The sequence below is a fragment of the Cyanobium sp. ULC082 genome, assembly GCF_977927535.1.
This window is the reverse complement of sequence record NZ_OZ376398.1, coordinates 759828-783180: the sequence shown is the minus strand read 5'-3', so window position 1 is coordinate 783180 and position 23353 is coordinate 759828. Positions and strand designations below refer to the sequence as shown.

Below are 23353 nucleotides of genomic sequence, written 5' to 3'. Positions count from 1 at the left end.
CCCCCTCTGGTTGAGGGCACTGCAGAGCGATAACGTCCCAGCAAAGCTCCGATGCTGCATCGCGTGAACCAGAAGCCAACGGGGTGCCATCCGGCTGCGGCTCTGCGCCGGGCTGTTTCGTTGCCGCTTGCGCTGGCTGCCACGCTGCCCCTGGCGGGGCTCCTCAACGGACCCGCCGCCCTGGCCCAGGCCATCCAACCGATTCCGGTGCAAACCCTGCCTGGGGAAGGAGCACTGGAGCTCAAGGTGCGGCGGCTGCCTGATGCGGTGGAGGTGGTGATCGAGGGCACCGGCCCGGGTCCCCAGCTGCAGCAGTTCACCAACAGCGCCGGCTGGGAAGGCCAGCTGATCCTGCCCAGGCCGAGTGGCCTGCGGCGGGGGCCGCAGCAACTGGCCCTGCCGGAGGCCGGCTTCAAGACGATCAGCCTGGAAGGGGTGGGCGATCGCTTCGTGATTCAGGTCACGCCGGTGGCGAACGGCCCGGTGAACCGGCCCGTTGTGAGCGCCGATGGCCGCAATCTGATCCTCAGTTTTCCCGCCGTTCCCCAGTCGTCCTTCCAGACCGGCCGGCTCGACCTGAACACCCCTGGCCGGGTGCCCCAGGCCGCCTTCGTGCCGCCGCTGCAGCCCCGGGCCGCCGCGCCACCGCTGGGGGACATGGCGGTGGGGAGCATGGTGCTGCGCAACCCCAGCTATGTGAACGTGCGGGGGCCGAGCGTCACGATGACCCTGCGGAATGCTCCCGCCCGAGATGCCCTGATGGCCGTGGCCCAGTTGGGAGGGTACGGCTTCGTGTATGTGGATGACACATTGACAAATACTCCTTCACCAGGAGCGCTGAGCCCACCAAGTAGCGCCCAGAGGCTGGTATCGATCGCCTTCCGGAATGAGGGCTATGCCAGGGCCGTGAACTCGATCCTGCTGGCCGCCGGCCTTCAGGGCAAGTTGGAGGGGAATCTGATCATTGCCGGTCCGAAAGTGCTGAGCAAAACCTTCGGCACCCAGCTCTCGAAGGTGTATCGGCTCAATCAGGTTTCGGCCAATTCCGCTGCCGATTATCTCGCCAGCCTTGGCGCCACGATCAACAAGACCTACACCACCACCTCCACCTCCAGTGAGGTGTTGTCCACCGGCACACCCGCCAACAACACCGCCAATTCCACCGCCACAACCGCCACAACCACGGAGATCAACTCCTTTGGAGCCGGCCAGGGGCCATTGCTTGGTCTGATCGGCACCACCGACTCCCGCCTGGGCACGATCACCCTGGTGGGCGATTCCTCGATCGTATTGATCGCCGAAAACTATCTCAAACAACTGGATCTGCGCCAGCGCCAGGTGGCTCTTTCGGTGCGGCTGCTTGATGTCAATCTAGAGAACGATCAGGAAATCGCCAACAGCTTCGCCTTCCGCTGGGGCAACAATTTCATCGTCAATGACAACGGCCAGCTACTGGGTGCGTTCGGAAGAAACCTACCCGCCACCGCAGACAGCTTTTCGGCAACCGAATCGATCACGCGATCAAGTTCATCAAATTCATCATCCTCTGGACAACTTACACTTGATTCTTCCATCACAAACAACCTCACGCTAAAACAACTTTCTTCAATCAATGCGAGCTTGGCTCGGGAGACAGGTTTTGAACTTTTACCTTCCGGGACATTGCTTCAGATTAATTCGGAGATTACCCGCACTGGATCTAGCCTGACTTCATCGATCGAAGGGATTTTATCGAATGCTCTTGGTCGCACAATTAACTTACAACAAAGCTCCAATTCGACGAATTCATCATCTTCTGATTTCTCAGGATTTCGACGGCCCAATCCTGCCCTGAACTACCCCAAAGATGCCTTCTTTGACTTCGTTCAGGCTCAGATCGTTTCCCGCAACACCAAATTGCTGGCCAGCCCCACCCTGATCCTCCAAGAGAATGCTTCCCAACTGAGAGCCGCTGGTGGTGCGTCCGCTTCAGGCAGCACCGGCGGCCTGGATGAATACACGATCGACTCTCCGATCGGCCGCAGCCAGGCCAATGAGGCGGCCGTCCGTGTCGGCACCAACGTGATCACGAATGTGGAGGTCACCCCCTCCGATTCAGTGAGCGGCAGCGCCCAGTGCCAGCTCGAGCTCTCCACAGCCGGGCTGACGCTCGGCGCGCGGGTGGAGAAAATCGATGACAACGGCTTCGTCACCTTCTCGCTCTCCCCGTCGGTTTCCGCTGTCACCGACACGGTGCCGGGCCCTCCCTCCTGCACCTCGGAAATCAGCATCCTCAGCGTGCGGCGCCTTGACACCGGCGCCCTGCGGGTGCGGGAGGGGCAGACCCTGATCCTCACCGGCGTGATCTCCGACTTCGACGTGGCGGAGGTTTCGAAGTGGCCGATCCTTGGCGATCTGCCCCTGGTGGGCCAGTTCTTCCGGGCCTCGAGCAACCAGCGCCAGAAACGGGAGCTGGTGATCATGGTCACCCCGCGGATCATCCGCGACGACGACGGCGGAACCTTCGGCTACGGGTTCCAGCCCTCCAGCCGCGAGATGCGTCAGTTCGTGAGCAACCCCCGGTAGCTCAGAACGCCAGCGGCACGAAGGCCTTGATCGCCAGCGGTGCCAGGAACTGCAGCACTCCCATCGTGCCGCTGAGGATCTGGGGACCCAGCCCGTTGCCGCCTTTCCCCTTGTCGGGGGTGGCATCGAGCTGGAGGGCCGCCTCCTTCAGCTGCTTGCTCGTGTCGATCTGACCCTCCTGGGCGTAGAGGCCAGCGGCATAGGTGAAGTCCTGGGCCGCCGCCACCGTGTTGCCCTGCTCACTGCGGCTGATGCCCCGCGCCACCCAGCTGATCGCCGCCTCCGGTTGCCGGCCGATCGCCGCACTGAAGAACTGCTCCGCTTCCGGGAAGCGGCCCCGCGTGGCGGCGTCCACACCGGCGTTGTGGAGGGTGGCATAGCTCTGCTGGGCCGGGTCGATGCCCCGGGCGCCCTGCCAGTGGCTGCTGGCGAGCGCGCTGGCATCGAGCAGGGCCCCGCCCAGGTCGGCGTCGCGCAGATCGGTGCCAAGCAGGCGGGCACCCCGCAGATCGGCCCCCCGCAGGGAGGCCCCCTGCAGGCTGGTGAAGCTCAGATCGGCGCCGGCCAGCCGGGCGCCATCGAGGCGGGCGCCGCTGAGGTTGGCGCGCTGGAGCTGGGCGCCATTCAGCTCGGCATCCCGCAGATCGGCCTGCACCAGATCGGCATCGGCCAGGCGGCACTGCTCGCAGCGCTTCGTGCTCAACAGACGGATCAGGGCCTGGCTGTCGGCCGCCAGCGCCGCCGCCGGCAGCAGCAACACCAGCGAGGCCAGCCCGATCAGGCCCGGCAACGGGAGTCGGGCAGGGGGAGCGGTGGCTGGGATCACGGCCGAAGGCGGCGGCAGGAAGGTTGTCTAACCAGTTTCCGGCTGATCGGGGCGCGCCGCCAGCCCCCGGGGCAGCAATCGCCCCAGGAGGCGCCGGGCAGCCCGTTGCTCAGCGGCTGAGCCCGGCGGGCCGAAGCGCTGGGCCAGGTAGAGGTTGGCGAAGCGACGCAACGGGGTGCGCAGCTCAGGCCGATCAGCCGCCACCCGCGCACAGAACCCGCCCAGATCCTCGCCGGCTGTCGGTTCGAAGCCCAGCCGCCGCAGCCGCACCAGGCCACGCTCCAGCTCGCGGCGCAAAGGGTCGACGCCACCACGGTTCTGGCCCCAGCGCAGCAGGGGCAACGTGACCGCCAGGCAGAACGCCACCGCCGCCAGCAGCAGCAGCCCCAGCCAGTCGCGGCGGGCACCGAGCAACCGCTCCAGCAGGGCCGCCTGGGCCTGACGGTTGAAGCCGAGAACCCAGCCGGTCCAGCGCAGGTCGAGGCCGCGCCACTGCTGCTGCAGCCAGACGAGCGGACCGGTCTCGGCCGCGCGACGCTCCGTGCTGCCTGGCAGGCCCGGATTGATCCGGGCCGGTGCCACCCAGCCGGTCGGGTCCACCCGCTGCCAGCCGACCCCCGCCAGCCACACCTCGCTCCAGGCATGGGCATCGCTCTGCCGCACATCGAGGTAGCCACCGCCGCCCAGTTGCGGCACCCAGCGCCCTCCCTGGTAGCCGGCCACCACCCGGGCCGGCACCCCCGCCGCCCGCATCAGGGCGGTGAAGGCGGCTGCGTAGTGCTCACAGAAGCCTTCCTGGGTGTCGAACAGGAAGGCATCGAGCGGGGCCTGGCCGGAGAGGGAGCCGGGCTGGAGGGTGTAGCGAAACGACTGACTCAGGAACCACTGCCGCGCCGTCTCCAGCCGCCGCTCCGGCGGCTGGCCGGAGGCCCAGCCAGCGCCGAGGCCCTCCAGGCGCGGATTGGCTCCCGTGGGGAAAGCCGTCGCCGCCGCCACCGCCCCCGCCGAGAGCGGCGCCGTCTGCCAGTCGCTGGTTCGGTCGGTGGCGCCCAGGGCATAGCCCCGCCGCTCGCCTGGCGGCCGGTCATTGATCAGTTCGCCGGCGCTGCCGACGGAGAGCTCCGACTGGAGCGGCTGCCCCCGGCCACTCCAGGGCAGCAGCGGCAACCTGGAGGGTTCCGCCAGCCACAGCTCGTCGCGGCTGGCGGCCAGCGGCGGGCGGGTACCGCGGAACGGGGGGTCGGGGGCGTCCCGCTCCCAGCGACGCCCATCGAAGCGGTTCAGCACCAGCACCCGCCAATAACGCTCCGGCTCGGCCGGTGGCTGGCCCGCCTCGAAGCCGATCCGCACGGCCGGCGCGTCGATCGCCACCAGGCTGGCGATCGAGCCGGGCTCGATCCGGTCACTGAGCCCCGTGCGGGCCGCCTGGTTGAGCGGCACGCTGAACACCGGACCCAGCCGCGGCAGCAACAGGAACAGCACCAGCACCAGGGGCAGCGCCGCGGCCAGCAACCGGAAACTCCTGCCGAGCAACTGCCGTGGCAGCAGGCCATCGCCGAGCTCCTGGGCCAGCAGCGCGGCGAGGGCCACCAGGGTGGTGAGCACTTGCAGCAGGCTTGGACCCAGGCCGGGCAACAGGGCCGCCATCACCCCCGTGGCCACCAGCAGCAGCAGACTCATCCGGCGCAGCTCGGCGGCGCGGCGGGCTTCCCGCAGCTTCAGGGCGCCCAGCACCACCAGGGCGATCGCCCCCCAGCTGAGCGGCAGGGCCGTGTCAAGGCCCGGCAGCTGCAGCCCCAGCAGCCCCAGTCCAAGCCAGTGCAGCCGCCGCACCCGCCTCATGGCAGAAGGGCCAGCACGGCCAGGCAGCGGTCGCGGTGGCGCGGTCCCAGCCCCGGCGCGATCGTCTGCTCCCCCACGGCCAGTCCGAAGGGCAGCCCGGCGGCACTGAACCGGCAGAGACGCTCGCAGAGGTGCTCGAGGGCCTGCTCCCTGGCCAGCCCGGGCTGCGGGCTGAGCCAGCAGGCCTGGGGCGCCGGCGCGTCGAACACCTTGTTGTGGGCCCCACGCCCCCGCGCCAAGGTCTTCCAGGCCAGGCGCGCCACTCCCTCTTCGGCCCGGTGGGGCCGCAGGTCGCACCAGTCGCCCGCACCGCTGGTCAGGCCGGAACCGGCCGCCTCCGCCTCGGGGCCGAGCGGAGCGGAACTGCGCTCCAGCACCGGCCCGGGGCGCTGGGCCGGGTAGACCAGCTGCGCCACCTCCGGTTGCCAGAGTGACCAGCAACGGAACAACCCCAGCGGCGCCGTGGAACGGACCCGCAGGGTGCCGGGGCGCTGCAGTCCACGGCGGCTGGCGGGCCAGGCGATCGCCAGCCACTGATCCCCTGGCTCGATCACCAGCCCCCTGGCCTCACCCCGCCCCTGCAGCGCTCCCCAGGAGCGGGACGCGGGTTCAAAACTCAGCTCCACCTGGTACCGGCGGAAGCGGCTGCGGATCTGGAGGGGGTAGGGCAGGGGATCACCGGCGAAGCCAGCCGCCGGCTCGCCACAGGCCAGCTCCAGTCCCTGCAGGTTGCCGGCGGTGAGGTGAAGGGCAAGCACGAACAGTCCCAGCAGCAGGAAGGACATGAACAGCGGCCCGTTGCTCTGCTGCTGAATGCCCACCAGCTGCAGCACCCCCGCCCCGGTGAGCCACAGGAAACCGAAGCCGGTGGGGAGGATGTAGAGGTTCCAGCCATTCAGGCGCAGCCGCGTCCCCTGCTGGGGGCGGAACAGACGGCGGCCGCCACCCCCTGGCAACCACCGCCTCCCGGACCGTTCAGCGAAGACCATCCACTCCGGCCTGAAGCTGGCGGCTGCTGGATGAGCCCGGTTCACCGCCATCGAGGCGGTGATCGCAGACCGCGGCCAGCACGGCCTGCACATCGGCGGGGATCACATACTCCCGGCCCTCCAGCAGCGACCAGGCCCGGGCAGCGGCCAGCAGGGCCTGGGCAGCCCGCGGCGAAAGCGGTGCACCATTGAATCCAGCCTGGCGGCTCAGCTGCACCAGGTCGAGCACGTAGGCGATCAGCGCCGGTTCGGCCCGTTGCGCCGCGGAGCGCCGTTGCAGCTCCTCAAGATCGGCGGGGTTGAGCAGGGGTTCCAGCGCCTCGCTGCCCAGCCCCTGGCCGGCCAGCAGGGCCAGCTCGGCGGCACGGGCCGGAAAGCCGAGGCTGATCCGCATCAGGAAGCGATCCAGCTGGGATTCCGGCAGGGGGGCGGTGCCCGACTGATCCTGGCCATTCTGGGTGGCGATCACGCAGAACGGCCGGGGCAGCTCATGGCTGACGCCATCGACACTGACCCGGCCACTGGCCATCGCTTCGAGCAGGGCGCTCTGGGTGCGGGGGCTGGCCCGGTTGATCTCATCAGCCAGCAGCACCTGGCTGAACAGCGGGCCGGGCTGGAACCGGAAGCTGCCGCTGGCCGGCTGCAGCACGCCGATGCCGGTGAGGTCGGCCGGCAGCAGATCACTGGTGAAGTGCACCCGCTTGAAGCCGAGTCCGAAACTGCGGGCCAGCGCCTCGGCCAGGGTTGTCTTGCCCATCCCGGGCAGATCCTCGATCAGCAGATGGCCCCGGGCCAGCAGGCAGGCCACCGCCAGGCGGATCTCACGGTCCTTGCCCAGCAGAACCCGGCCGATATGCTCCACCACCCGCTGCGGCAAGGCTCGCTGGTCCACTGTTGGAAACACTTCAGCCGACCCTAAGGGAGGAAATCAGACCATGACAGGGGGCGACCACCGGCATGGCGGCAACCTGGTGGCCACCGCCCGGCGGCTGGGTTGCCGCCCCGACCAGCTGCTCGACGCCAGCGCTTCCCTGGTGCCGTTCGGCCCGCCGGCCTCGGTGCGGCGGCGGCTGGGCAGTGTCCTTGGCGCCCGGGCCGGCTGTCCCTCCCCCCTGCGGGACTACCCCGATCGCGGCTACACCGGGCTGCGAACGACGATCGCGGCCTGTCATGGCCTGGATCCGGCCGCTGTGCTGCCGGGCAATGGAGCCGCCGAGCTGTTCACCTGGGCGGCGCGGGATGCGGCTGCGGCCGGCCTGAGCCTGCTGCCGACCCCCGGCTTCGCCGACTATCGCCGCGCCCTGGCCTGCTGGAGCGGCGACTGGCAACCCCTGCCGCTGCCGTTGGGCGGGGAATTCCCCGCCACCGATGCCGCCACTGCTGCCGCCACCACTGCCGGCGGCGTGCTCTGGATCACCAATCCCCACAACCCCACCGGCCAGCTCTGGAGCCGCGCCCAGCTCGAGCCGCTGCTGGAGCGCTTCGCGCTGGTGATCGTCGATGAGGCCTTCCTGCCTCTCGTGCCCGGCGGTGAGGACCAGTCGCTGATTCCGCTGCTGGCTGGACATCCCCAGCTGGTGGTGATCCGCAGCCTCACCAAGTTGTTCGCGATCGCCGGCCTGCGCCTGGGCTATGCCCTGGCGGCGCCGGAGCGGCTGAGCCGCTGGGCGGCCTGGCGCGATCCCTGGCCGGTGAACGGCCTGGCCGCCGCCGTGGGTGAAGTGGTGGTGGTGGATCGACGCTGGCAGAAGCGGGTGCAGCGCTGGGTGGCGAGCGAGGGGCCCTGGTTCCATCGCCAGCTGGAGGGGCTGCCCGGCCTGACGCCGTTGCCTTCGGCGGCCAACTTCCTGCTGGTGCGCGGCGAAGGCTCCCTGGTTGCCCTGCGCGAACGGCTGGAGCGCCACCAGCGGGTTCTGCTGCGCGATTGCCGCTCCTTTGAGGGGCTCGGTGAGCAGTGGCTGCGGATCGGCCTCCAGGACCGGCGGGGCAATCAGCGCATTCTGCGGGCCCTGCGCACCGAGGCGGTCCGGTAGGTGGCCGCTCAGGCCAGCTGCTGCAGCAGCTGGACCAGCCGCTGGTCCGCGTCCCGGACCGCCAGTCGTCCCATCCCCGCCTGCAGGGCCAGCAGGGGATCGACCGCCGCGACGCCCCCCCCCAGCCGAACACCGAGCAACTGCCAGAGGGTGTCCGCCAGGGTTGGATCAGCAGGGCCCTGCTGGGTCACCACCACCGCCGCGCCGAGTTCGGCCGCAGCGGCGGCGTTGGCGTCCTGGTGCCGGTCGGCCGCCTGCGGGAAAGGCACCAGCACCGCCGGTGTGCCGCTCACGGCCAGTTCACTGAGGCTGCCGGCCCCGGCACGGCTGATCGCCAGGTCGGTGTGCTGCAGCAGGCCCGCCAGTTCATCACTGAACGGTCGCTCGACATAGCCGGGAGACGAAACCGCCCCAGCCTCGGGATCGTTCGATCCGGTGAGATGCACCACCCGGCAGCCCGCCGCCAGCAGCCTGGGCACCAGGGGACGCACCATCCGGTTCAGGCCGACGGCACCCTGGCTGCCGCCCATCACCAGCAGCAGCGGGCCCTCCCCCCTGGGCACCCAGTCAGGCAAAGGCGCCGCCTCCAGGAAGGCACGGCGCACCGGGGTGCCGCAAAGCAGTGGGCGACAACGGGGCAGCAGCACCGCCGCGGCAGGCAGGCCCACCGCCACCCGGCTGCAGAGGCGCCCGAGCAGCCGGGTGACGCGCCCGGGGATGGCATTGGACTCATGCAGCACGACTGGAACACCGCACCAGCGGGCCGCCAGGATGGTGGGGCCGGCGATGTAACCGCCGGTGCTGAACACCACTTCGATGGCCTCGCGCTGGATCAGCCGGCGCACCTTGCCGGTGGCGGCCACCAGCTGGATCAGCTGCAGCAGCTTGCGCACACCCCGGCCCTGCAACCCACCGGCGCGAATCGTGTGCAGGGGGTATCGGGCCGGCACCAGCTCGCGCTCCAGCCGGTCGGGCACCCCCAGCCATTGCACCGACCAGTCGGGCGGCAGGGCCTCAGCCACCGCCAGGGCCGGAAAGAGATGTCCGCCGGTGCCGCTGGCGGCGATCAGGAGCCGGGTCATGGGCCGTTTCTGACGCGCCGGGCGCCCAACCAGAGAGCGCCTAACTTATGAGAGCCCGTCCGGCCGCTTTGATGTCGCTGCTCCGCTCCAGCCTGCCTGCCGTGCTGGCGGCAACAGCGCTGAGCTTCACTCCGGCAAGCTGGGCCGCAGCCCCGAGCGCGGCGCTGCTCCTGAGCCTCGAAACCGCCCTCAACAGTGGGTCGTCGAGCAGTTTGTCAGGCCTGTTGAAGGCCGGCCCCGGGCTCGACCCGGTCCAGCTGGAGGCCCGCTACGGCGCCCTGCGCTCCCGCTTTCCAGATGCCCGCTGGCAGGTGAGTCCGGGAAGCCCGCTCAAGGATGGCCGCAGCACGGTTCAGATCAAGGTCAGCGGCAGCCGCCAGGAGGGGCCCTATCGCTACCGGCTCGAGGCCGAACAGCTGCTGGCCCTGACCAGCGGCGAGGGCCGCCTGACCGGCGAGGAAGTGATCCAGGAAACGAGCACCCTGCGCAGCGGTTCCACCGATCTGCCGATCAGCGTGCTGATCCCGGACGCCGTGCTCACCGGCCAGCGCTACGACGTGGACGTGGTGCTGGATGATCCCCTCGACGGTGCGGTGGCGGCGGGAGGAATCGCCGCGATCACCACCGCCCAGATCAACCAATCCCAGAGCCCTGACCTGGAACTGGCGGCCCTGGGCGGCGGCGGGGTGTTCAAAACCGTTCAGGCCCCCTTTCAACCCGGCAGCCAGACCTGGGCGGTGCTGCTGGTGCACCCGCAAGGCATCGTGAGCACCACCAAACGGGTGCGGGTCGTGGCCGACAAAGCGGCCCTCATCCCCTGAACCAGCGAGCCAGGGCGGCCACATCCTCGCCGCCGTGCCCCGCGGCGATCAGGCTGTCCTCGATCGCCGCCACCTGGGCCGTGATCGGCAGTGCCAGCCCCTCAGCGGCAGCGGCCGCCAGGGCGATGGCCAGATCCTTGCGGTGCAGGGCGAGCTTGAAGCCGAGCGGAAAGGATCCCGCAAGCATGGCCTCGGCGCGGTGCTCCAGGGCCCAGGAGCCGGCCGCTCCGCTGGCGAGGGCCTGGCGCACCGCTGCCATCGGCAGCCCCAGCCTTTGCCCCAGTGCCATCGCCTCGGCCACGGCTGCATAGCTGCCGGCCACCAGCACCTGGTTGACGGCTTTGGCCTGCTGTCCTGCCCCAACCGGCCCCAGGTGGGTGATGCAACCGCCCACCACCTCCAGCAGGGGGCGAACCCGCTCCAGGTCGGTCGCGCCGCCGCCCACCAGCACCGAGAGGGTGCCGGCCCTGGCGCCCTCGGTGCCACCGGTGACCGGGGCATCGAGGTAAGCAACACCCTGGTGCTCCAGGCGCCGCGCCAGGGAGCGGCTGATGCCGGGATCGATCGTCGAGAAGTCGATCACCACCGACCCGGGCCGCAGTCCCGCCGAGGCGGATGCCGTCCCCGCGCCGAACAGCACGGCCTCCACGTCCGGTCCGTCGCTGACACAGAGGCAAAGCCACTCGGCGGCTGCCCCCGCCTCCGCCGGACTGGCCACCGCTGTCGCACCAGCCGCCACCAGAGGTTGCTCCCGCTGCCGACTCCGGTTGTGAACGGTGAGCGGGAAGCCGGCCGCCAGCAGATTCATGGCGATCGGAGCGCCGAGCGCCCCAAGGCCGATGAAGGACACAGCGGGCCGTGAGGATCTGGTCATGGGTGGGGCGGAGCCAGTCAGGACTCAGACGGGTGTTAAGGCCAGCATGGGAGTGTTCACAGGGAATCCGATGACACGATCGATGACACTGCAGCGTTGGTTGCTGCCGCCCGCCACTGCCGCCCTGGCCTTCGCCCTGCAGGTGGGAGCCGGCCAGGCCCAGACGGCACCCATCCCCCAGAAATCACCGGAAGCTGGTCGGCGCATGGAGCAGCTCCAGAAACTCACCGACAGCCAGAAGCAGGAACTGTTAAGTGCCCGTCGCAGCATCGGACTGAAGAGCTATCCCGCCCAGATCGCCATCCTCCAGAAGGGCGAGCGCTGCCTCAGCGGCGCCAGGGATCTTCAGGAACTCAGTGCCTGCCGGCAGGAGGAGTCGAACACCCGCCGTGAGCTGATGGAACGCAACCGGGAGGAGCTGCGAACCGCCTATCAGCGTCTCGGGCTGTCGATGCCGGGCGGTCGCTGGGGAGCTCGCAACAAGAGCCTCTGAGCCGCTGCAGCGGCTCAGGCGTCGTTGAGGGCGGCGACGCCAGGCAGCACCTTGCCTTCCAGCAGCTCCAGGCTGGCGCCACCGCCGGTGGAGATGTGGCTCATCTGCTCGGCCACACCCACCTTCTCCACCGCGGCGACGGAGTCTCCGCCGCCGATGATCGTGCAGGTGCCGGTGGCGGTCAGGCCGGCGAGGGTATGGGCGATCGCATCGGTGCCGGCGGCGAACTTGTCAAACTCGAACACGCCCATCGGGCCGTTCCAGATCACGGTCTTGCAGTCGGCCAGGGCCGCTTCGAACGCCTTGATCGAGTCGGGGCCGATATCGAGGCCCATCCAGCCGTCAGGGATGGCATCGATCGCGGTGATCTGGCTGTTGGCGTCGGGGGAGAAGTTGTCGGCCAGCACCACATCGGTGGGCAGCAGCAGCTGCACCCCCTTGGCGGCCGCCTTGGCTTCCAGCTCCCTGGCCAGCGGGAGCTTGTCTTCTTCCACCAGGCTCTTGCCCACCGACAGGCCGCGGGCCTTGTAGAAGGTGAAAATCATGCCGCCGCCGATCAGCACCTTGTCGCACTTGTCGATCAGGGCTTCGAGCACGCCGATCTTGCTGCTCACCTTGGAGCCGCCCACGATCGCCGCCAGGGGACGCTTCGGCTCATCGATGGCGCCCTGCAGGTACTGCAGCTCCTTCTCCATCAGGTGGCCGGCCACGCTCGGGCTGAGAAATTTCGTCACCCCTTCGGTGGAAGCGTGGGCGCGGTGGGCGGCACCGAAGGCGTCATTCACGTACACCTCGGCCAGGGCCGCCAGCTTCTGGGCGAAGCCGGGATCGTTCTGCTCCTCCTCCGCGAAGAACCGCACGTTCTCCAGCAGCACCACACCGCCATCGGCCAGGGCGGCCACCTTCGCCTCGGCATCGGGGCCGATGCAGCTGTCGGATTTCTCCACCGGCACCCCGAGCAGTTCGCTCAGCCGAGCCGCCACCTGGGTGAGCCGCATGCCCTCGTTCACCTGGCCCTTGGGCCTGCCGTAATGGGCCGCCAGGATCACCCGGGCGCCATGGCCGGTCAGATAGGTGATGGTGGGCAGGGCGGCACGGATGCGGGTGTCATCGGTGATGGCCCCGGCGTCATCGGCCGGCACGTTGAAATCGACCCGAACCAGGACACGCTTGCCACTCAGCTCGGCGGTGGAGAGGCTGGCCAGGGTGCGCTTCGGCATGGCAGGGGGCGAGACAAAACGATGGCAGAGGTTAGCCCGCAGCCCGTCAGGCGCTAGGACAAGAGCAGGGCCCCCTGGCCCTTCCTCCCCTCAGGACCGTGAACGATGTTCAGCACAGTTCTGTTTCCGATCGACCAGAGCCGCCAGACCATGGAAACCGCCGCCGTGGCCCTGGAGCTGGCCCAGCGTCACGCCAGCAGGCTGGTGGTGCTCTCGGTGGTGGAGCCTGAGCAGGGCGCCATGCATGACGCCGCCGCCGTGGCTGAACTGCTGGAGCAGGCCCGCCAGCATTTCGAGCAGGCCGGGATGGCCTGCGAGGTGATCGAACGGGAGGGCAAGCCCGCCTTCGTGATCGGGGATGTGGCCGATGAAATCAACGCCGATGTGATCGTGATGGGCACCCGTGGCCTCACCCTCGCGGCCGATGAACCCAGCACCGCCTCCCGGGTGATCCAGCTGGCCCCCTGCCCGGTGCTGGTGGTGCCCTGATGGAGGCTGTCGCCACTGGTGGACCAACCCCGGCGGGCCATGGTCTCAGCGTCTCCGCTCCTTCGATCCAGTGGTATCCGGGCCACATCGCCAAGGCGGAACGCCAGCTCAAGGATCAGCTCAGCAAGGTGGATCTGGTGATCGAGGTGCGGGATGCCCGTATCCCCCGGGCCACCGGCCACCCCCGTCTGCAGCGCTGGATGCAGGGCAAGCAGCGGCTGCTGGTGATCAACCGCCGCGACATGGTGAATGAAACCGCCCGGCTGGCCTGGGACCGCTGGCTGCGGGACCAGGGGGAAACTCCCTGGTGGTGCGACGCCAAGGTGGGAACGGGTGTGAAGCAGCTGCAGGAGGCGGCGATCCGGGCCGGCAGCCAGCTCAACGCCCGCCGCAGCGGCCGCGGCATGCGGCCCCGGCCGGTGCGTGCCCTGATGCTCGGCTTCCCCAATGTGGGCAAGTCAGCCCTGATCAATCGTCTGGTGCGCCGGAAGGTGGTGGACAGTGCCCGCCGTGCCGGCGTGACCCGCACGCTGCGCTGGGTGCGGCTGGGGCAGGAGCTCGACCTGCTCGATGCCCCCGGTGTCCTGCCGCCCAGGCTCGATGACCAGCGCGCCGCCCTGCTCCTGGCCCTCTGCGACGACATCGGCCAGGCTGCCTATGACGGTGAGGCGGTGGCCATGGCCTTTCTTCGCCTGCTCGATGAGCTGGCCCGGCGTCCAGCGGCCGACTTCAGCCTCTCCCTGGTGGAAAAGCGCTACGGCGTGGCGGTACCGAGGCTCAACCCCGCCGATCCCCAGACGGCCGTGGATGGTTCGGCCTGGCTGGAGTCGGCCGCCGGCCGTCACACCAGCGGCGACACCGCCCGCATGGCCCAGCGGCTGCTCGACGACTTCCGCCGCTCCCTGCTGGGGGCGATCGCCCTGGAGCTGCCCCCAGCCGCTGCGCCACCGTGACGCCATTCGGCGAGGGGGAAGGCGAGCTGATCTGTCTGGTTTACCCCCGGCCTCTGCCGATGCGACTGGACCGCTGGTTGGTGAGCCAGCGACCGGAGCAGAGCCGCGCCCGCATTCAGAAGTTGATCGAGGCGGGCCTGGTGCGGGTGAACGGCGACACGGGCCGCGCCAAGACCCCCCTGCGCCCGGGGGATGCGGTGGAGCTCTGGATGCCACCGCCCGAGCCCCTGGCCTATCTGCTCCCCCAGGACATCCCCCTGGATGTGCTCTACGAGGACGCCCACCTGATCGTGCTCAACAAGCCGGCCGGGCTCACCGTCCACCCTGCTCCAGGCAACAGGGACGGCACCCTGGTCAATGCCCTGCTGCACCACTGCCCTGATCTGCCGGGGATCGGCGGCGAACGGCGGCCTGGCATCGTCCACCGGCTCGACAAGGACACCACCGGCTGCATCGTGGTGGCCAAGAGCCAGGAGGCGCTGGTGAAACTGCAGGTGCAGATCCAGAAACGGATCGCCTCCCGGGAGTACCTGGCGGTGATCCATGGGGTGCCGAAAACGGCAAGCGGCACGATCGAAGCGGCGATCGGCCGTCACCCGATCGATCGCAAGAAGTACGCCGTGGTGGAGGAGAGCAAGGGGCGCCATGCCTCCACCCGGTGGCAACTGATCGAGCGGCTCGGCGATTATTCCCTGCTGCGCTTCCAGCTCGACACCGGCCGCACCCACCAGATCCGGGTGCACTGCGCCCACCTCGGCCATCCGATCGTGGGCGATGCCACCTACGGGCGCTGCCGCAAGCTGCCCCTGGCCCTGCCCGGCCAGGCCCTCCATGCGGAGAGGCTGGGCCTGGACCATCCGATCACTGGCGCGCGGCTGCTGTTCGAGGCGCCGTTGCCGGAGCGCTTCGCCACCCTGCTGGACCTGCTCAGGAGCCGGGGCTAACCATCCGCGCCAGCCTGGGTGGGCCCGGCCTGGTTTTCGCCGCCGTACAGCTTGAAAGCCAGCAGGGCGGCGGTCACCAGGACCGTTCCAGCGCCGGAGTAGAGCAGCTCGATGCCATTGGATTGCTGGCCCTTGATCGAGCTCTCCAGATGGCTGAAGGTTTCCAGGAAGGAAACAGCCATCGAGAGGATCAGGAAATTGGCGAACATGCTCTTGACCTCATGGAAGCTGCGCACCCGGATCGGCTCCGGCAGGTTCAGTTCGCGCACGAACAGGGAGAACATGCCGATGGCCAGGGTCAGGCAGCCGCTGCCCACCAGGAACAGATCGATGGCCTGCAGGATCTGGACCTCGAACTGGCTCAACTTCTCGAAATTCCCCCAGAAGGCCTCATCCAGCTGGTCCACCACCAGATGGGCTCCCATCAGGTAGGTGGCCGCCGTCGCGGCCAGCAGCCCGAGAACGGCAACGACGATCAGAAAACGCGCCTTCGGCAGGAAGCGATGGATCATGGGGTGGCGGTCAGCGAAGCCGACAGATCAAGGGAGAAGATCCTTAGTTTGATTGCCTCTGCTGTTCGTCGCAGCGATGGGCGACGCAGCGCCGGCCGGATTCAGCCCCCCCGAGTCCAATTCCCCTGCTGGCCCGGGCACCCCCAGCCTGGGCGGCGGCTGGCCCGTGATCGACGGCTGGGCCAAAGCCACCCTCTCCCCCCGCGGCCCGGTGCTGTGGCAGACCCTGCTGCACAAGAGCGCCTGCCTCTCCTGCGCCTGGGGCACGGGCGGTCAGAACGGCGGCTTCGTCGATGAGCTGGGTGAGCCGCTGCAGCGCTGCCTCAAGAGCGTCGAGGCGATCAGCGCCGAACTGCAGGCGGCGGTGCCGGAATCCGTCTTCTCCGGCCGCAGGATCAGCGAGCTCCAGCGCCTGAGCTCCCTGGAGGCCGACCGGCTGGGGCGCCTCAGCCATCCCCTGATCCTGCGCGAGGGCCGCAGCCACTACGAACGCCTCCGCTGGGACGACGTCTTCGAGCTGGCCGAGGCCGCCTTCAAGGTGCCGCCGGAGCGGCTGGCCTCTTACAGCTCCGGCCGCTCCTCCAACGAGGCCGCCTACCTGCTGCAGCTGCTGCTGCGGGCGCTGGGCTCCAACAACCTGGCCGACTGCTCCGATCTCTGCCACGCCCCCTCCACCGTGGGGCTGGGCGAGGTGTTCGGCTCGGGCACCTCGATGGTGAGCCTGGAGAGCCTGCAGCAGGCCGACTGCGTGGTGCTGGTGGGCTCCAACGCGCCGGCCAACCACCCGCGGCTGATGAACGAGCTGATCCGCCTGCGCGAGCGCGGCGGAACTGTGATCGTGATCAACCCGGTGCTGGAGGTGGGCCTGCTCAAGTTCGGCTCGCCAGCCTTCCCGATCAGATCGATGCTGCGGGGTTCGGAGATCGCCTCGCTGTTCCTGCAGCCGGTGCCGGGTAGCGACACGGCCGTGTTTGTGGGGATCCAGAAGGCGTTGCTGGAAACCGGCCAGGTGCGCCACGCCTTCCTCGCCACCCACACCGAAGGGTCCGAGGCGGTGCTGGAGCAGCTGCGCGCCACCGCCTGGGAGGCGATCACCGCCTGCTGTGGCCTCAGCCGTGAGGAGCTCGAGCACGCCGCCGCTGTGATCGCCCGCGCCAGGGGCGTGGTGTTCGCCTGGGCGATGGGCATCACCCATCACGCCAACGGCACCAACAACGTGCACGCCATCGCCAACACGGCCCTGCTGAGCGGCAACGCCGGCCGGAGCGGAGCGGGCACGATGCCGATCCGCGGCCACTCCAACGTGCAAGGCTTCGGCTCGATGGGCGTCACGGTGAAGCTGCGCGCCGAGATGCAGCAGGCACTGGAGGCGCTGCTCGGCCGCCCGCTCAGCCGCATACCCGGCTACGACACCCGCGCCCTGATCGGGGCCGCCGAAGCCGGTGCGGTCGACACCCTGCTCTGCCTGGGCGGCAACCTCTGGGGCGCCAACCCGGATTCGGAGCAGGCCCGCCGCGCCCTCGGCCGTATCGACACCGTGATGTACCTGGCCACCAAGCCCAACCAGGGGCATTTCCATGGGCTTGGCACCCGCCAGACCCTGGTGCTGCCGGTGTTCAACCGCTTCGAAACACCGCACCGCACCACCACCGAAGCGGGCAACAACTTCGTGCGCCTCAACGAACCGGGCCAGACCCACCTGAAACGAGCCGATCTGATCAGCGAGGTGGGCTTCCTGGCCGAGCTGGCCCGGCGGCTGATGGGCGCAGACCCGATCGACTGGGGCCGCCTGCAGGATCCCGTCTATGTGCGCCAGCTGATCGCCCGCACCGTGCCCGGCTACGGCCCGATCGCCACGATCGATGCCACCAGACGCGAGTTCAGTGTGGAAGGACGGCTGTTCGAGCGGCCCAACTTCCCGACCCCATCAGGGAAAGCACGGATGGCCCCCACACCCCTGCCGGCGCTGACGCTGCCTGAGCCGGACCAGTTCGGCGGCCTGGCGCCGGGAGAAGCCGGCCTGGTGCTGGCCCTGATCACCGCCCGCAGCTACTCCCAGCACAACACTGTTGTCTACAAGCAGGGCGATGCCTACCGGGGCATGCCGCACCGCCAGACAATCCTGATGAACCGGGCCGATCTGGCCCGCTCAGGCCTGAGCGCCCACCAGCGCGTGACAGTGCAGGGCGAAGCCGGAAGCCTGGAGGGGATCGAGATCATCCCCGGCGAGATCCGCGAGGGCGCCGCCCTGATGTTTTACCCGGAGGTGAATGCGATCATCCGAGCCCCGGTGGATCCCCGCAGCGGCACTCCCGCCTTCAAACGGGTGCCGGTGCTGGTGCGGGGCGGGCTCAGGCCGGCGGCAATGGCGTCAGGCGCCGCGTCAGCCGGTGCAGGGGAAAGCTGAGCAGGATCAGGCCGAGGGCGCCGGCGCTGTTGGCGGTGTCGTTGCGGATGGCGGCGATCAGGAAGGCGAAGGACCCCAGCCACACGATCGCGGCGCTGATCGGATAGCCCGGATCGCGGAAGGGCCGCTCCAGATCCGGCTCCCGCCAGCGCAGCAGCACCAGGGCGGTGATCCCGCTCAGGTAGAGCAGCACATAGAGAAAGGAGGCAATGCCCAGCAGGATCGTGAAATCGCCGAAGATCACCAGCAGGCCGGCGCTGGCGGTGGTCACCACCAGCCCCAGCACGGGGGTGCCGCTGGCGCTCACCGCAGCGAACTGGGGCAGGAAGAGGCCATCGCGGCTGAGGCCGAAGAGGATGCGCGGCGCGCCCATCACCACGGCATTGACGAGCCCGAACGAAGAGATCAGGGCCAGCACCACGATCAGCTGAGCGCTCCAGGCCCCGAAGATCACCTCGGCCGCATCGGCCAGAGGCAGCACCGACCCGGCGATCCGTGAGACCGGCAGCAGCTGCAACAGCGCCAGATTCACCAGCAGATACAGCCCCGCCACGCTGAGCACACCACCCACCAGGGAGCGGGGCAGATCCTTGCTGGGCTCGGCGAATTCCTCGGCGAAATAGATCGGGCTGTGCCAGCCGTCGTAGGTGGTGATCACGGCCTGCATGGCGAACACCACGCCGATGCCGAGGCTGATGCCTGGGGCCGTGATCGGCTCTGCGGAGCCTGTGGCATCCAGCAGCGGTTCGGCCAGGCCCGCCAGATCTCTGGCCGGGGCATGCAGGAAGCAGGCCACGATCAGGCCGAGGAAGGCGATGGCCTTGCCGAGGCTGAGGATCTTCTGGCTGAGGCTGCCGGCCTCCAGGCCCAGCTGCTGGATCAGGGCGAAGGCCAGCAGCACCAGCAGGGCCACCACTTTGCTGCCCACGGGCAGGGCCGGCAGCAGACCGATCGTGTAGTCGCCGATGGTCACGGCCACCCAGGCCAGCCCGGCGCAGTGCCCCACCCAGTCGATCCAGCCCACGGTGAAGCCGGCCTGATCCCCCAGGGCCCGCCGGGCATACACGGTCCAGCCGCCGGCACGGGGCAGGCTGGCGCCCAGCTCAGCCACCGCGAGCGCACCGAGCAGGGCATAGAGCGCCCCCGCCACCCAGGCAGCCACGATCAACGGGCCGCTGCCCAGTTGCGCAGCCACCAGCCCTGGCGTGCGCAGGATGCCGGCACCCACGGTGCCCCCCACCGCCCCGGCGATCCCGAAGCTCACCCCCAGGATGTGCAGCAGGGTGGACGGCGGTGCCGGTGGGGCCGCAGCCTGGTCGGGAGGGGACATCGAGCACCTGGCGATCAGCGCGGGATCCGAACCGGCTCCCGCCATGGGCGAGTCTGCTCGCTGGTGAGGATGCCGTCCGTCTTGGCTGCGGAACACCTCCCCCAGCTAGTGCACCACCCACCAGGCGTGGTTCATGGCTGCCAGTCGGGCAGGGAGTGGCGCAGGGCAGCCAGGTCCGGGGCCTGGCGCAGGGCCGTCACCACCGCGGCCAGGGGCTCTGCGAACACCTGCGGATCGGTGCGCTCGCCGGGGAGGCGCGCCGAGTAGGCCAGAGAAAATGCCGGTGGCTCGAAGCGGGTCGCCACTCCCTCGCGATCGCCGCGAGCATCGAGTGGATGCCAGCCGAAACCGGGCAGCGCCACCCAGTTGAAGCCATGCAGGGCGAAGGGCGGGCCGCTGTCGTTGAGTGAGAGGCGCTGATACCCGAAGCCAGCCGGGATCCCGTTCGCCCGCAACAGGGCCGCCAGCAGATGGCTTTTGGCGAAGCAGATGCCGCTGCGCTGCTCCAGCACCTCCGAGGCCGTGCAGGTCACTGGTGTGGCGGCAGTGGCAGTGGTGGCAGTGGTGGTGCCCATGGATGTGGGGCCTGCGCCGACGATGTCGAAGCTGTGGCGCACACGGTCGCGGACCCAGAGAAAGCAACGCTCGGCCACCTGCAGCTGGGTGCCATCGCCCAATTGCCCCGCCAGTGACCGCACGACGGATGTGTGCCAGTCAACGATCGCGCTGCTGGCCAGATGGTCTTCGGCTGGTGGGGTCGTTGGGCTCCAGCTGGCAGTGGGGCTCGGCTCGTTCATGCTCAAAGACCAGTGAGGGGCCAGGCGCGGGTGGAGGCGATCAAGGCCTCCTCGGGGAGGGCATCACTGCGGCGCACCTCAGCCTGGCGTGACTCCGCCACGGTGCGCTGCAGAGCCTCCCCCATCGCCTCCCTCAGCACCGGGCTGGCCTCGAACGCCTGCACCGCCTCCGAGAGGGTCTGGGGAAGCCGCGGGGCCACGGCGGCAGACGCGGCAGCGGGATCGCCCGAAAGCGGCGGCGGCAGGGGCCTGGGCTGCTGCAGGGCGTTCTGCGCCACCCCCAGCACCGCGCCCACCAGCAGATAGGGGTTGGCGCTGAGATCGGCCACTTTGAGCTCAAGGTGGCCGATCTCGCCCCCGCCGGCCGGCACCAGACGCAGGGCCGCCTCCCGGTTCTCCACCCCCCAGACCTGGAAAGGTGCCGCCCAGCGACCCGGGGCCAGCCGCTTGTACGAGACCGCCAGGGCGCAGGCCAGGGGCATCAGAGCCGGCAGCTGCTCCAGCAGACCCGCCAGCAGCGCTTCTCCGCGGGTCGTCAGGCCAGCGGGGCCCGTGCCGCCACCGAGAAGGGGCACACCCTGGTCCGCCACGCTCAGGTGCAGGTGGCCGCCATTGCCCACCAGATCAGCCGTCACCAGAGGGGCGAAGCTGCAGATCCAGCCGAAGCGACGGCTCACCTGCTGGATCAACAGGCGCGCCGCCACCAGGCGATCGGCGGCCTCAAGCGGCGGCGCCGGCGCCAGCGACAGCTCGAACTGGCCGGCGCCGTACTCCGGGTGCAGCTGCAGCCAGGGCAGCTCGGCCGCATCGAGGGCCTCGGCCACGGCGGTGAGGTAATCGAGCCCCTGCACCAGGCGATCAGCGCCGTAGGGGCCGCCCACCACCGCCGGACTCCAGCCCCCGGCACTGCCAACCGGCTGGGGCAGCCCCACCATCCACTCGATCTCGAAGCCAGCCAGGGCGCTCAGGCCGGCAGCCGCGAAAGCCGCCTGCTGCCGGGCGCAGAAGCCGCGCTGATCCAGGCCATAGACCTCACCATCGCGGCCATGGCGGACGCCCGGAGCCCAGGCCCAGCCTGAGGCAGGGTCGAGCGGGCGCAGCGCTGTGAGATCGGGCTTCAGGCGCAGGTCGCCATCAGGGCGGGCCAGGCTCTGCTGCGGATCGATCAGGCCCGTGGCCCCGAAGGCATCGGCCACCGGTGAAAAGCCCACTCCCTGGCTTGCCACCAGCGCCAACCGATCCAGCGGCACCCCCTTCACCAGCACCGATCCGGCGTGATTCACGAAGGTGATCGCCAGCCGGCGCAGGCCGCGCTCCAGCAGTGCGGTGGTCTGGGCAGTGGTCTGGGCAGTGGCGCTGGGGAGGTCCGGCACGGCAAGGCAGCCACGGGCCCGGAAATCATTGCCCGATTCGGTGACAGAGGCCATGGTGGAGGCCGCGGTCCCTGCTCCCTTGGCTCCCACGGCCCTGCTCCTGGTTGACATCCAGAACGGCACCTGCGGACCGGCCGGTCCCACCGGCAGCGCTGGAGCCACTCCACTCGCCACGCTGCCGCAACCGCCGCAGCCAGCTCGGCCGCCCGGCTTCGACGCCCACTTCCAGGCGGCGGTCCTGCCCCGGCTGGAGCAGGCGCTGGGCCACGCCCGCTCGAGCGGCCTGGAGGTGATCCACACCGTGATCGCCAACCTCACCGCCGACGGCCGCGACCGCAGCCTCGACTACAAGCGCTCCGGCCTGGGCTTTGCCCCGGGCAGCTGGGAGGCCCGGGTGATCGAAGCCCTTGCTCCCCGGCCCGATGAACTGGTGCTGCCGAAGAGTTCCTCCTCCCCCTTCAACTCCACCAGCCTCGATTACCTGCTGCGCAACATCGGCATCACCGAGCTGGTGGTGGCAGGCCTGCTCAGCGATCAATGCATCGATCACACCGTCAAGGATGCGGCCGATCGCGGCTACCACGTGATCTGCCTGATCGATGCCTGTATGGCCGAATCAGCCGAGCGCCACCGGGCAGCCCTCAGCTGCTTTCGGGGCTACTGCCGGCAGCTCTGCGTGGCTGAGTTCATCAGCACGTTGGCTTGAATCCCAGCCTCATTCACCCCCCCAGGTAGGCCATTTCTGCATGGGAGCGCTGGGTTGGGGCAGGCCCTGAAGAATGCTCTTCGGCACGCTCCTCGCTGTAACGGTCGTGGCGTCGGCTCCAGAGACTCCGCATCGCCCCGCTCAGGGACTCCCCAGCGGCTGAAGGCGAGCGCAACCAGGGCTTGAGATCCAGGCCACTGGAAGCAAACAGGCAGGTATAGGCCACCCCGTCGGCGGTGATGCGCAGCCGGTCGCAGTCGCCGCAGAAGGGGGCCGAGATCGAAGCCACCACGGCGAGATGCCCCCCGCCATCGCGGTAGCGCCAGCGGCCGGCCGTGCCATGGGCCTGCCGACCCAGGGGCTCAAGCGGCCAGTGGGCGCCGATCCGGCGCACCATCTCGGCAGCGGGCAGCACCAGATCCGGCTGCCAGCCATTGCGGTTGCCCACGTCCATGAACTCGATCAGCCGCAGTTCGATTCCCCGTTGCCGGGCCAGCTCCGCCAGGGGCAGCAGCTGATCCTCGTTGCGGCCGCGGGCGATCACGGCGTTGAGCTTGAGAGCGCCCCTGGCGGGATCGAAACCAGCGCCAGAGGCATGGTCGAGGGCCCTGAGCACCTTCTCGAGCACCGCCTCTCCAGCCATGGCCCCACCGGCGAGGCCCGCCATGCGCGCCACGCTGGCGCCATCGGTGCCATCGAGGCTCACGGTGATCCGATCCAGGCCCGCTGCCCGCAGTTCCCGGGCCCGCTCGGCGCTGAGCAACACCCCATTGGTGGTGAGAGCGATCTCGTTCAGCCCCGGCGAACCTGAGCCGTCCCGCGCTCCGCGCAGGGGCCGCAGGGCCGCCACCAGCTCCTCCAGACCCCTGTGCAGCAGGGGCTCACCGCCGGTCAGCCGCAACCTGCTGAAGCCCAGCTCCGCCGCTGCGCCCACCAGCCGGAGCCGCTCCGCCTGGGTCAGCAGCTCCGGCGGGTCCTGGCTGTCCGGGCAGCAGTAGGGGCAGGCGAGGTTGCAGCGGGCGGTGAGGGAGAGACGCAGCACCCCTGGCGGGCGGCCGAGGCGATCACGGAGCAAGGCCGGTCCGAGCATCGGCAGG

The 23353-nt window shown here is 69.5% G+C and carries 21 protein-coding genes; 9 read left to right on the top strand and 12 right to left on the bottom strand.

Translation table 11 applies throughout. From position 1 onward, the window contains the following. The first annotated feature begins 120 nt into the window (after window positions 1–120). On the top strand, window positions 121–2565 hold the full coding sequence (locus ACXMDY_RS13300; protein ID WP_457767644.1) for a type II secretion system protein GspD: 2445 nt from the start codon (window positions 121–123) through the stop codon (window positions 2563–2565). Between the two features lies 1 nt (window position 2566). Here the strand turns inward: ACXMDY_RS13300 and ACXMDY_RS13295 are convergent, their stop codons facing one another. The 4 genes from ACXMDY_RS13295 to ACXMDY_RS13280 are packed head-to-tail and all read right to left on the bottom strand — an operon-like array spanning window position 2567 to window position 7087. Next, window positions 2567–3391: a pentapeptide repeat-containing protein gene (locus ACXMDY_RS13295; RefSeq protein ID WP_259701774.1), complete on the bottom strand. Its 825-nt coding sequence runs from the start codon at window positions 3389–3391 to the stop codon at window positions 2567–2569. A gap of 27 nt (window positions 3392–3418) precedes the next feature. Beyond that, entirely contained in the window at window positions 3419–5233 is a 1815-nt protein-coding gene (locus ACXMDY_RS13290; protein ID WP_259701773.1) for a transglutaminase family protein, read from the bottom strand. After that, window positions 5230–6189, bottom strand: coding sequence for a DUF58 domain-containing protein (locus ACXMDY_RS13285; protein ID WP_259701772.1), 960 nt, complete (start codon window positions 6187–6189; stop codon window positions 5230–5232). The genes ACXMDY_RS13290 and ACXMDY_RS13285 overlap by 4 nt, the downstream gene beginning before the upstream one ends. Before the next feature lie 19 nt (window positions 6190–6208). Next, a complete protein-coding gene (locus tag ACXMDY_RS13280) occupies window positions 6209–7087 on the bottom strand; it encodes an AAA family ATPase (protein WP_457767643.1) in 879 nt (292 codons plus the stop codon). A 70-nt stretch (window positions 7088–7157) separates the two neighbouring features. Between ACXMDY_RS13280 and ACXMDY_RS13275 the strand changes: the two genes are divergently transcribed. Continuing rightward, window positions 7158–8255: a pyridoxal phosphate-dependent aminotransferase gene (locus ACXMDY_RS13275; RefSeq protein ID WP_259701770.1), complete on the top strand. Its 1098-nt coding sequence runs from the start codon at window positions 7158–7160 to the stop codon at window positions 8253–8255. Between the two features lie 8 nt (window positions 8256–8263). On the opposite strand, the gene ACXMDY_RS13270 is transcribed toward ACXMDY_RS13275, so the two are convergent. After that, entirely contained in the window at window positions 8264–9337 is a 1074-nt protein-coding gene (locus ACXMDY_RS13270; RefSeq protein WP_259701769.1) for a UDP-N-acetylglucosamine--N-acetylmuramyl-(pentapeptide) pyrophosphoryl-undecaprenol N-acetylglucosamine transferase, read from the bottom strand. Window positions 9338–9408: 71 nt separating this feature from the next. On the opposite strand from ACXMDY_RS13270, the gene ACXMDY_RS13265 reads away from it, so the two are divergent. Further along, entirely contained in the window at window positions 9409–10158 is a 750-nt protein-coding gene (locus ACXMDY_RS13265) for a hypothetical protein (protein WP_259701768.1), read from the top strand. Here the strand turns inward: ACXMDY_RS13265 and ACXMDY_RS13260 are convergent. After that, the gene (locus ACXMDY_RS13260; protein WP_259701767.1) at window positions 10148–11032 is read right to left on the bottom strand and encodes an NAD(P)-dependent oxidoreductase; all 885 of its coding nucleotides are present in this window, start codon (window positions 11030–11032) and stop codon (window positions 10148–10150) included. The two genes, ACXMDY_RS13265 and ACXMDY_RS13260, sit on opposite strands and share 11 nt — an antisense overlap. Before the next feature lie 82 nt (window positions 11033–11114). Here ACXMDY_RS13260 and ACXMDY_RS13255 point away from each other — a divergent pair, with 82 nt between their 5' ends. Further along, on the top strand, window positions 11115–11525 hold the full coding sequence (locus tag ACXMDY_RS13255; RefSeq protein ID WP_259701766.1) for a hypothetical protein: 411 nt from the start codon (window positions 11115–11117) through the stop codon (window positions 11523–11525). A 14-nt stretch (window positions 11526–11539) separates the two neighbouring features. On the opposite strand, the gene ACXMDY_RS13250 is transcribed toward ACXMDY_RS13255, so the two are convergent. Then, window positions 11540–12745 (bottom strand): phosphoglycerate kinase, encoded by a 1206-nt coding sequence (locus ACXMDY_RS13250; protein WP_259701765.1) that lies wholly within the window; start codon window positions 12743–12745, stop codon window positions 11540–11542. Window positions 12746–12850: 105 nt separating this feature from the next. On the opposite strand from ACXMDY_RS13250, the gene ACXMDY_RS13245 reads away from it, so the two are divergent. The 3 genes from ACXMDY_RS13245 to ACXMDY_RS13235 are packed head-to-tail and all read left to right on the top strand — an operon-like array spanning window position 12851 to window position 15131. After that, complete coding sequence (locus tag ACXMDY_RS13245) at window positions 12851–13234, top strand: universal stress protein (RefSeq protein WP_259701764.1); 384 nt, start codon at window positions 12851–12853, stop codon at window positions 13232–13234. Then, window positions 13234–14187, top strand: a complete 954-nt coding sequence (gene ylqF, locus ACXMDY_RS13240) for a ribosome biogenesis GTPase YlqF (RefSeq protein ID WP_259701763.1) — start codon at window positions 13234–13236, stop codon at window positions 14185–14187. Before ACXMDY_RS13245 ends, ylqF begins: the two co-directional genes overlap by 1 nt. Next, window positions 14184–15131, top strand: coding sequence for an RluA family pseudouridine synthase (locus ACXMDY_RS13235; protein WP_259701762.1), 948 nt, complete (start codon window positions 14184–14186; stop codon window positions 15129–15131). The genes ylqF and ACXMDY_RS13235 overlap by 4 nt, the downstream gene beginning before the upstream one ends. Here ACXMDY_RS13235 and ACXMDY_RS13230 read toward each other — a convergent pair. Continuing rightward, on the bottom strand, window positions 15128–15643 hold the full coding sequence (locus ACXMDY_RS13230) for a YqhA family protein (RefSeq protein WP_259701761.1): 516 nt from the start codon (window positions 15641–15643) through the stop codon (window positions 15128–15130). The genes ACXMDY_RS13235 and ACXMDY_RS13230 overlap by 4 nt on opposite strands. 52 nt (window positions 15644–15695) lie before the next feature. Here ACXMDY_RS13230 and ACXMDY_RS13225 point away from each other — a divergent pair, with 52 nt between their 5' ends. After that, on the top strand, window positions 15696–18050 hold the full coding sequence (locus tag ACXMDY_RS13225; RefSeq protein WP_457767642.1) for an FdhF/YdeP family oxidoreductase: 2355 nt from the start codon (window positions 15696–15698) through the stop codon (window positions 18048–18050). On the opposite strand, the gene ACXMDY_RS13220 is transcribed toward ACXMDY_RS13225, so the two are convergent. The 3 genes from ACXMDY_RS13220 to ACXMDY_RS13210 form a co-directional block, all read right to left on the bottom strand. After that, complete coding sequence (locus tag ACXMDY_RS13220) at window positions 17995–19380, bottom strand: APC family permease (RefSeq protein ID WP_259701759.1); 1386 nt, start codon at window positions 19378–19380, stop codon at window positions 17995–17997. The genes ACXMDY_RS13225 and ACXMDY_RS13220 overlap by 56 nt on opposite strands. Window positions 19381–19511: 131 nt before the next feature. After that, window positions 19512–20177: a transglutaminase-like domain-containing protein gene (locus ACXMDY_RS13215; RefSeq protein WP_259701758.1), complete on the bottom strand. Its 666-nt coding sequence runs from the start codon at window positions 20175–20177 to the stop codon at window positions 19512–19514. A 2-nt stretch (window positions 20178–20179) separates the two neighbouring features. Next, entirely contained in the window at window positions 20180–21604 is a 1425-nt protein-coding gene (locus tag ACXMDY_RS13210) for a type I glutamate--ammonia ligase (protein WP_259701757.1), read from the bottom strand. 25 nt (window positions 21605–21629) lie between these two features. Here ACXMDY_RS13210 and ACXMDY_RS13205 point away from each other — a divergent pair, with 25 nt between their 5' ends. Further along, window positions 21630–22256 (top strand): cysteine hydrolase family protein, encoded by a 627-nt coding sequence (locus ACXMDY_RS13205; RefSeq protein WP_259701756.1) that lies wholly within the window; start codon window positions 21630–21632, stop codon window positions 22254–22256. A 13-nt stretch (window positions 22257–22269) separates the two neighbouring features. On the opposite strand, the gene ACXMDY_RS13200 is transcribed toward ACXMDY_RS13205, so the two are convergent. Beyond that, window positions 22270–23346: a GTP 3',8-cyclase MoaA gene (locus ACXMDY_RS13200; RefSeq protein WP_259701755.1), complete on the bottom strand. Its 1077-nt coding sequence runs from the start codon at window positions 23344–23346 to the stop codon at window positions 22270–22272. Between the last annotated feature and the right edge of the window lie 7 nt (window positions 23347–23353).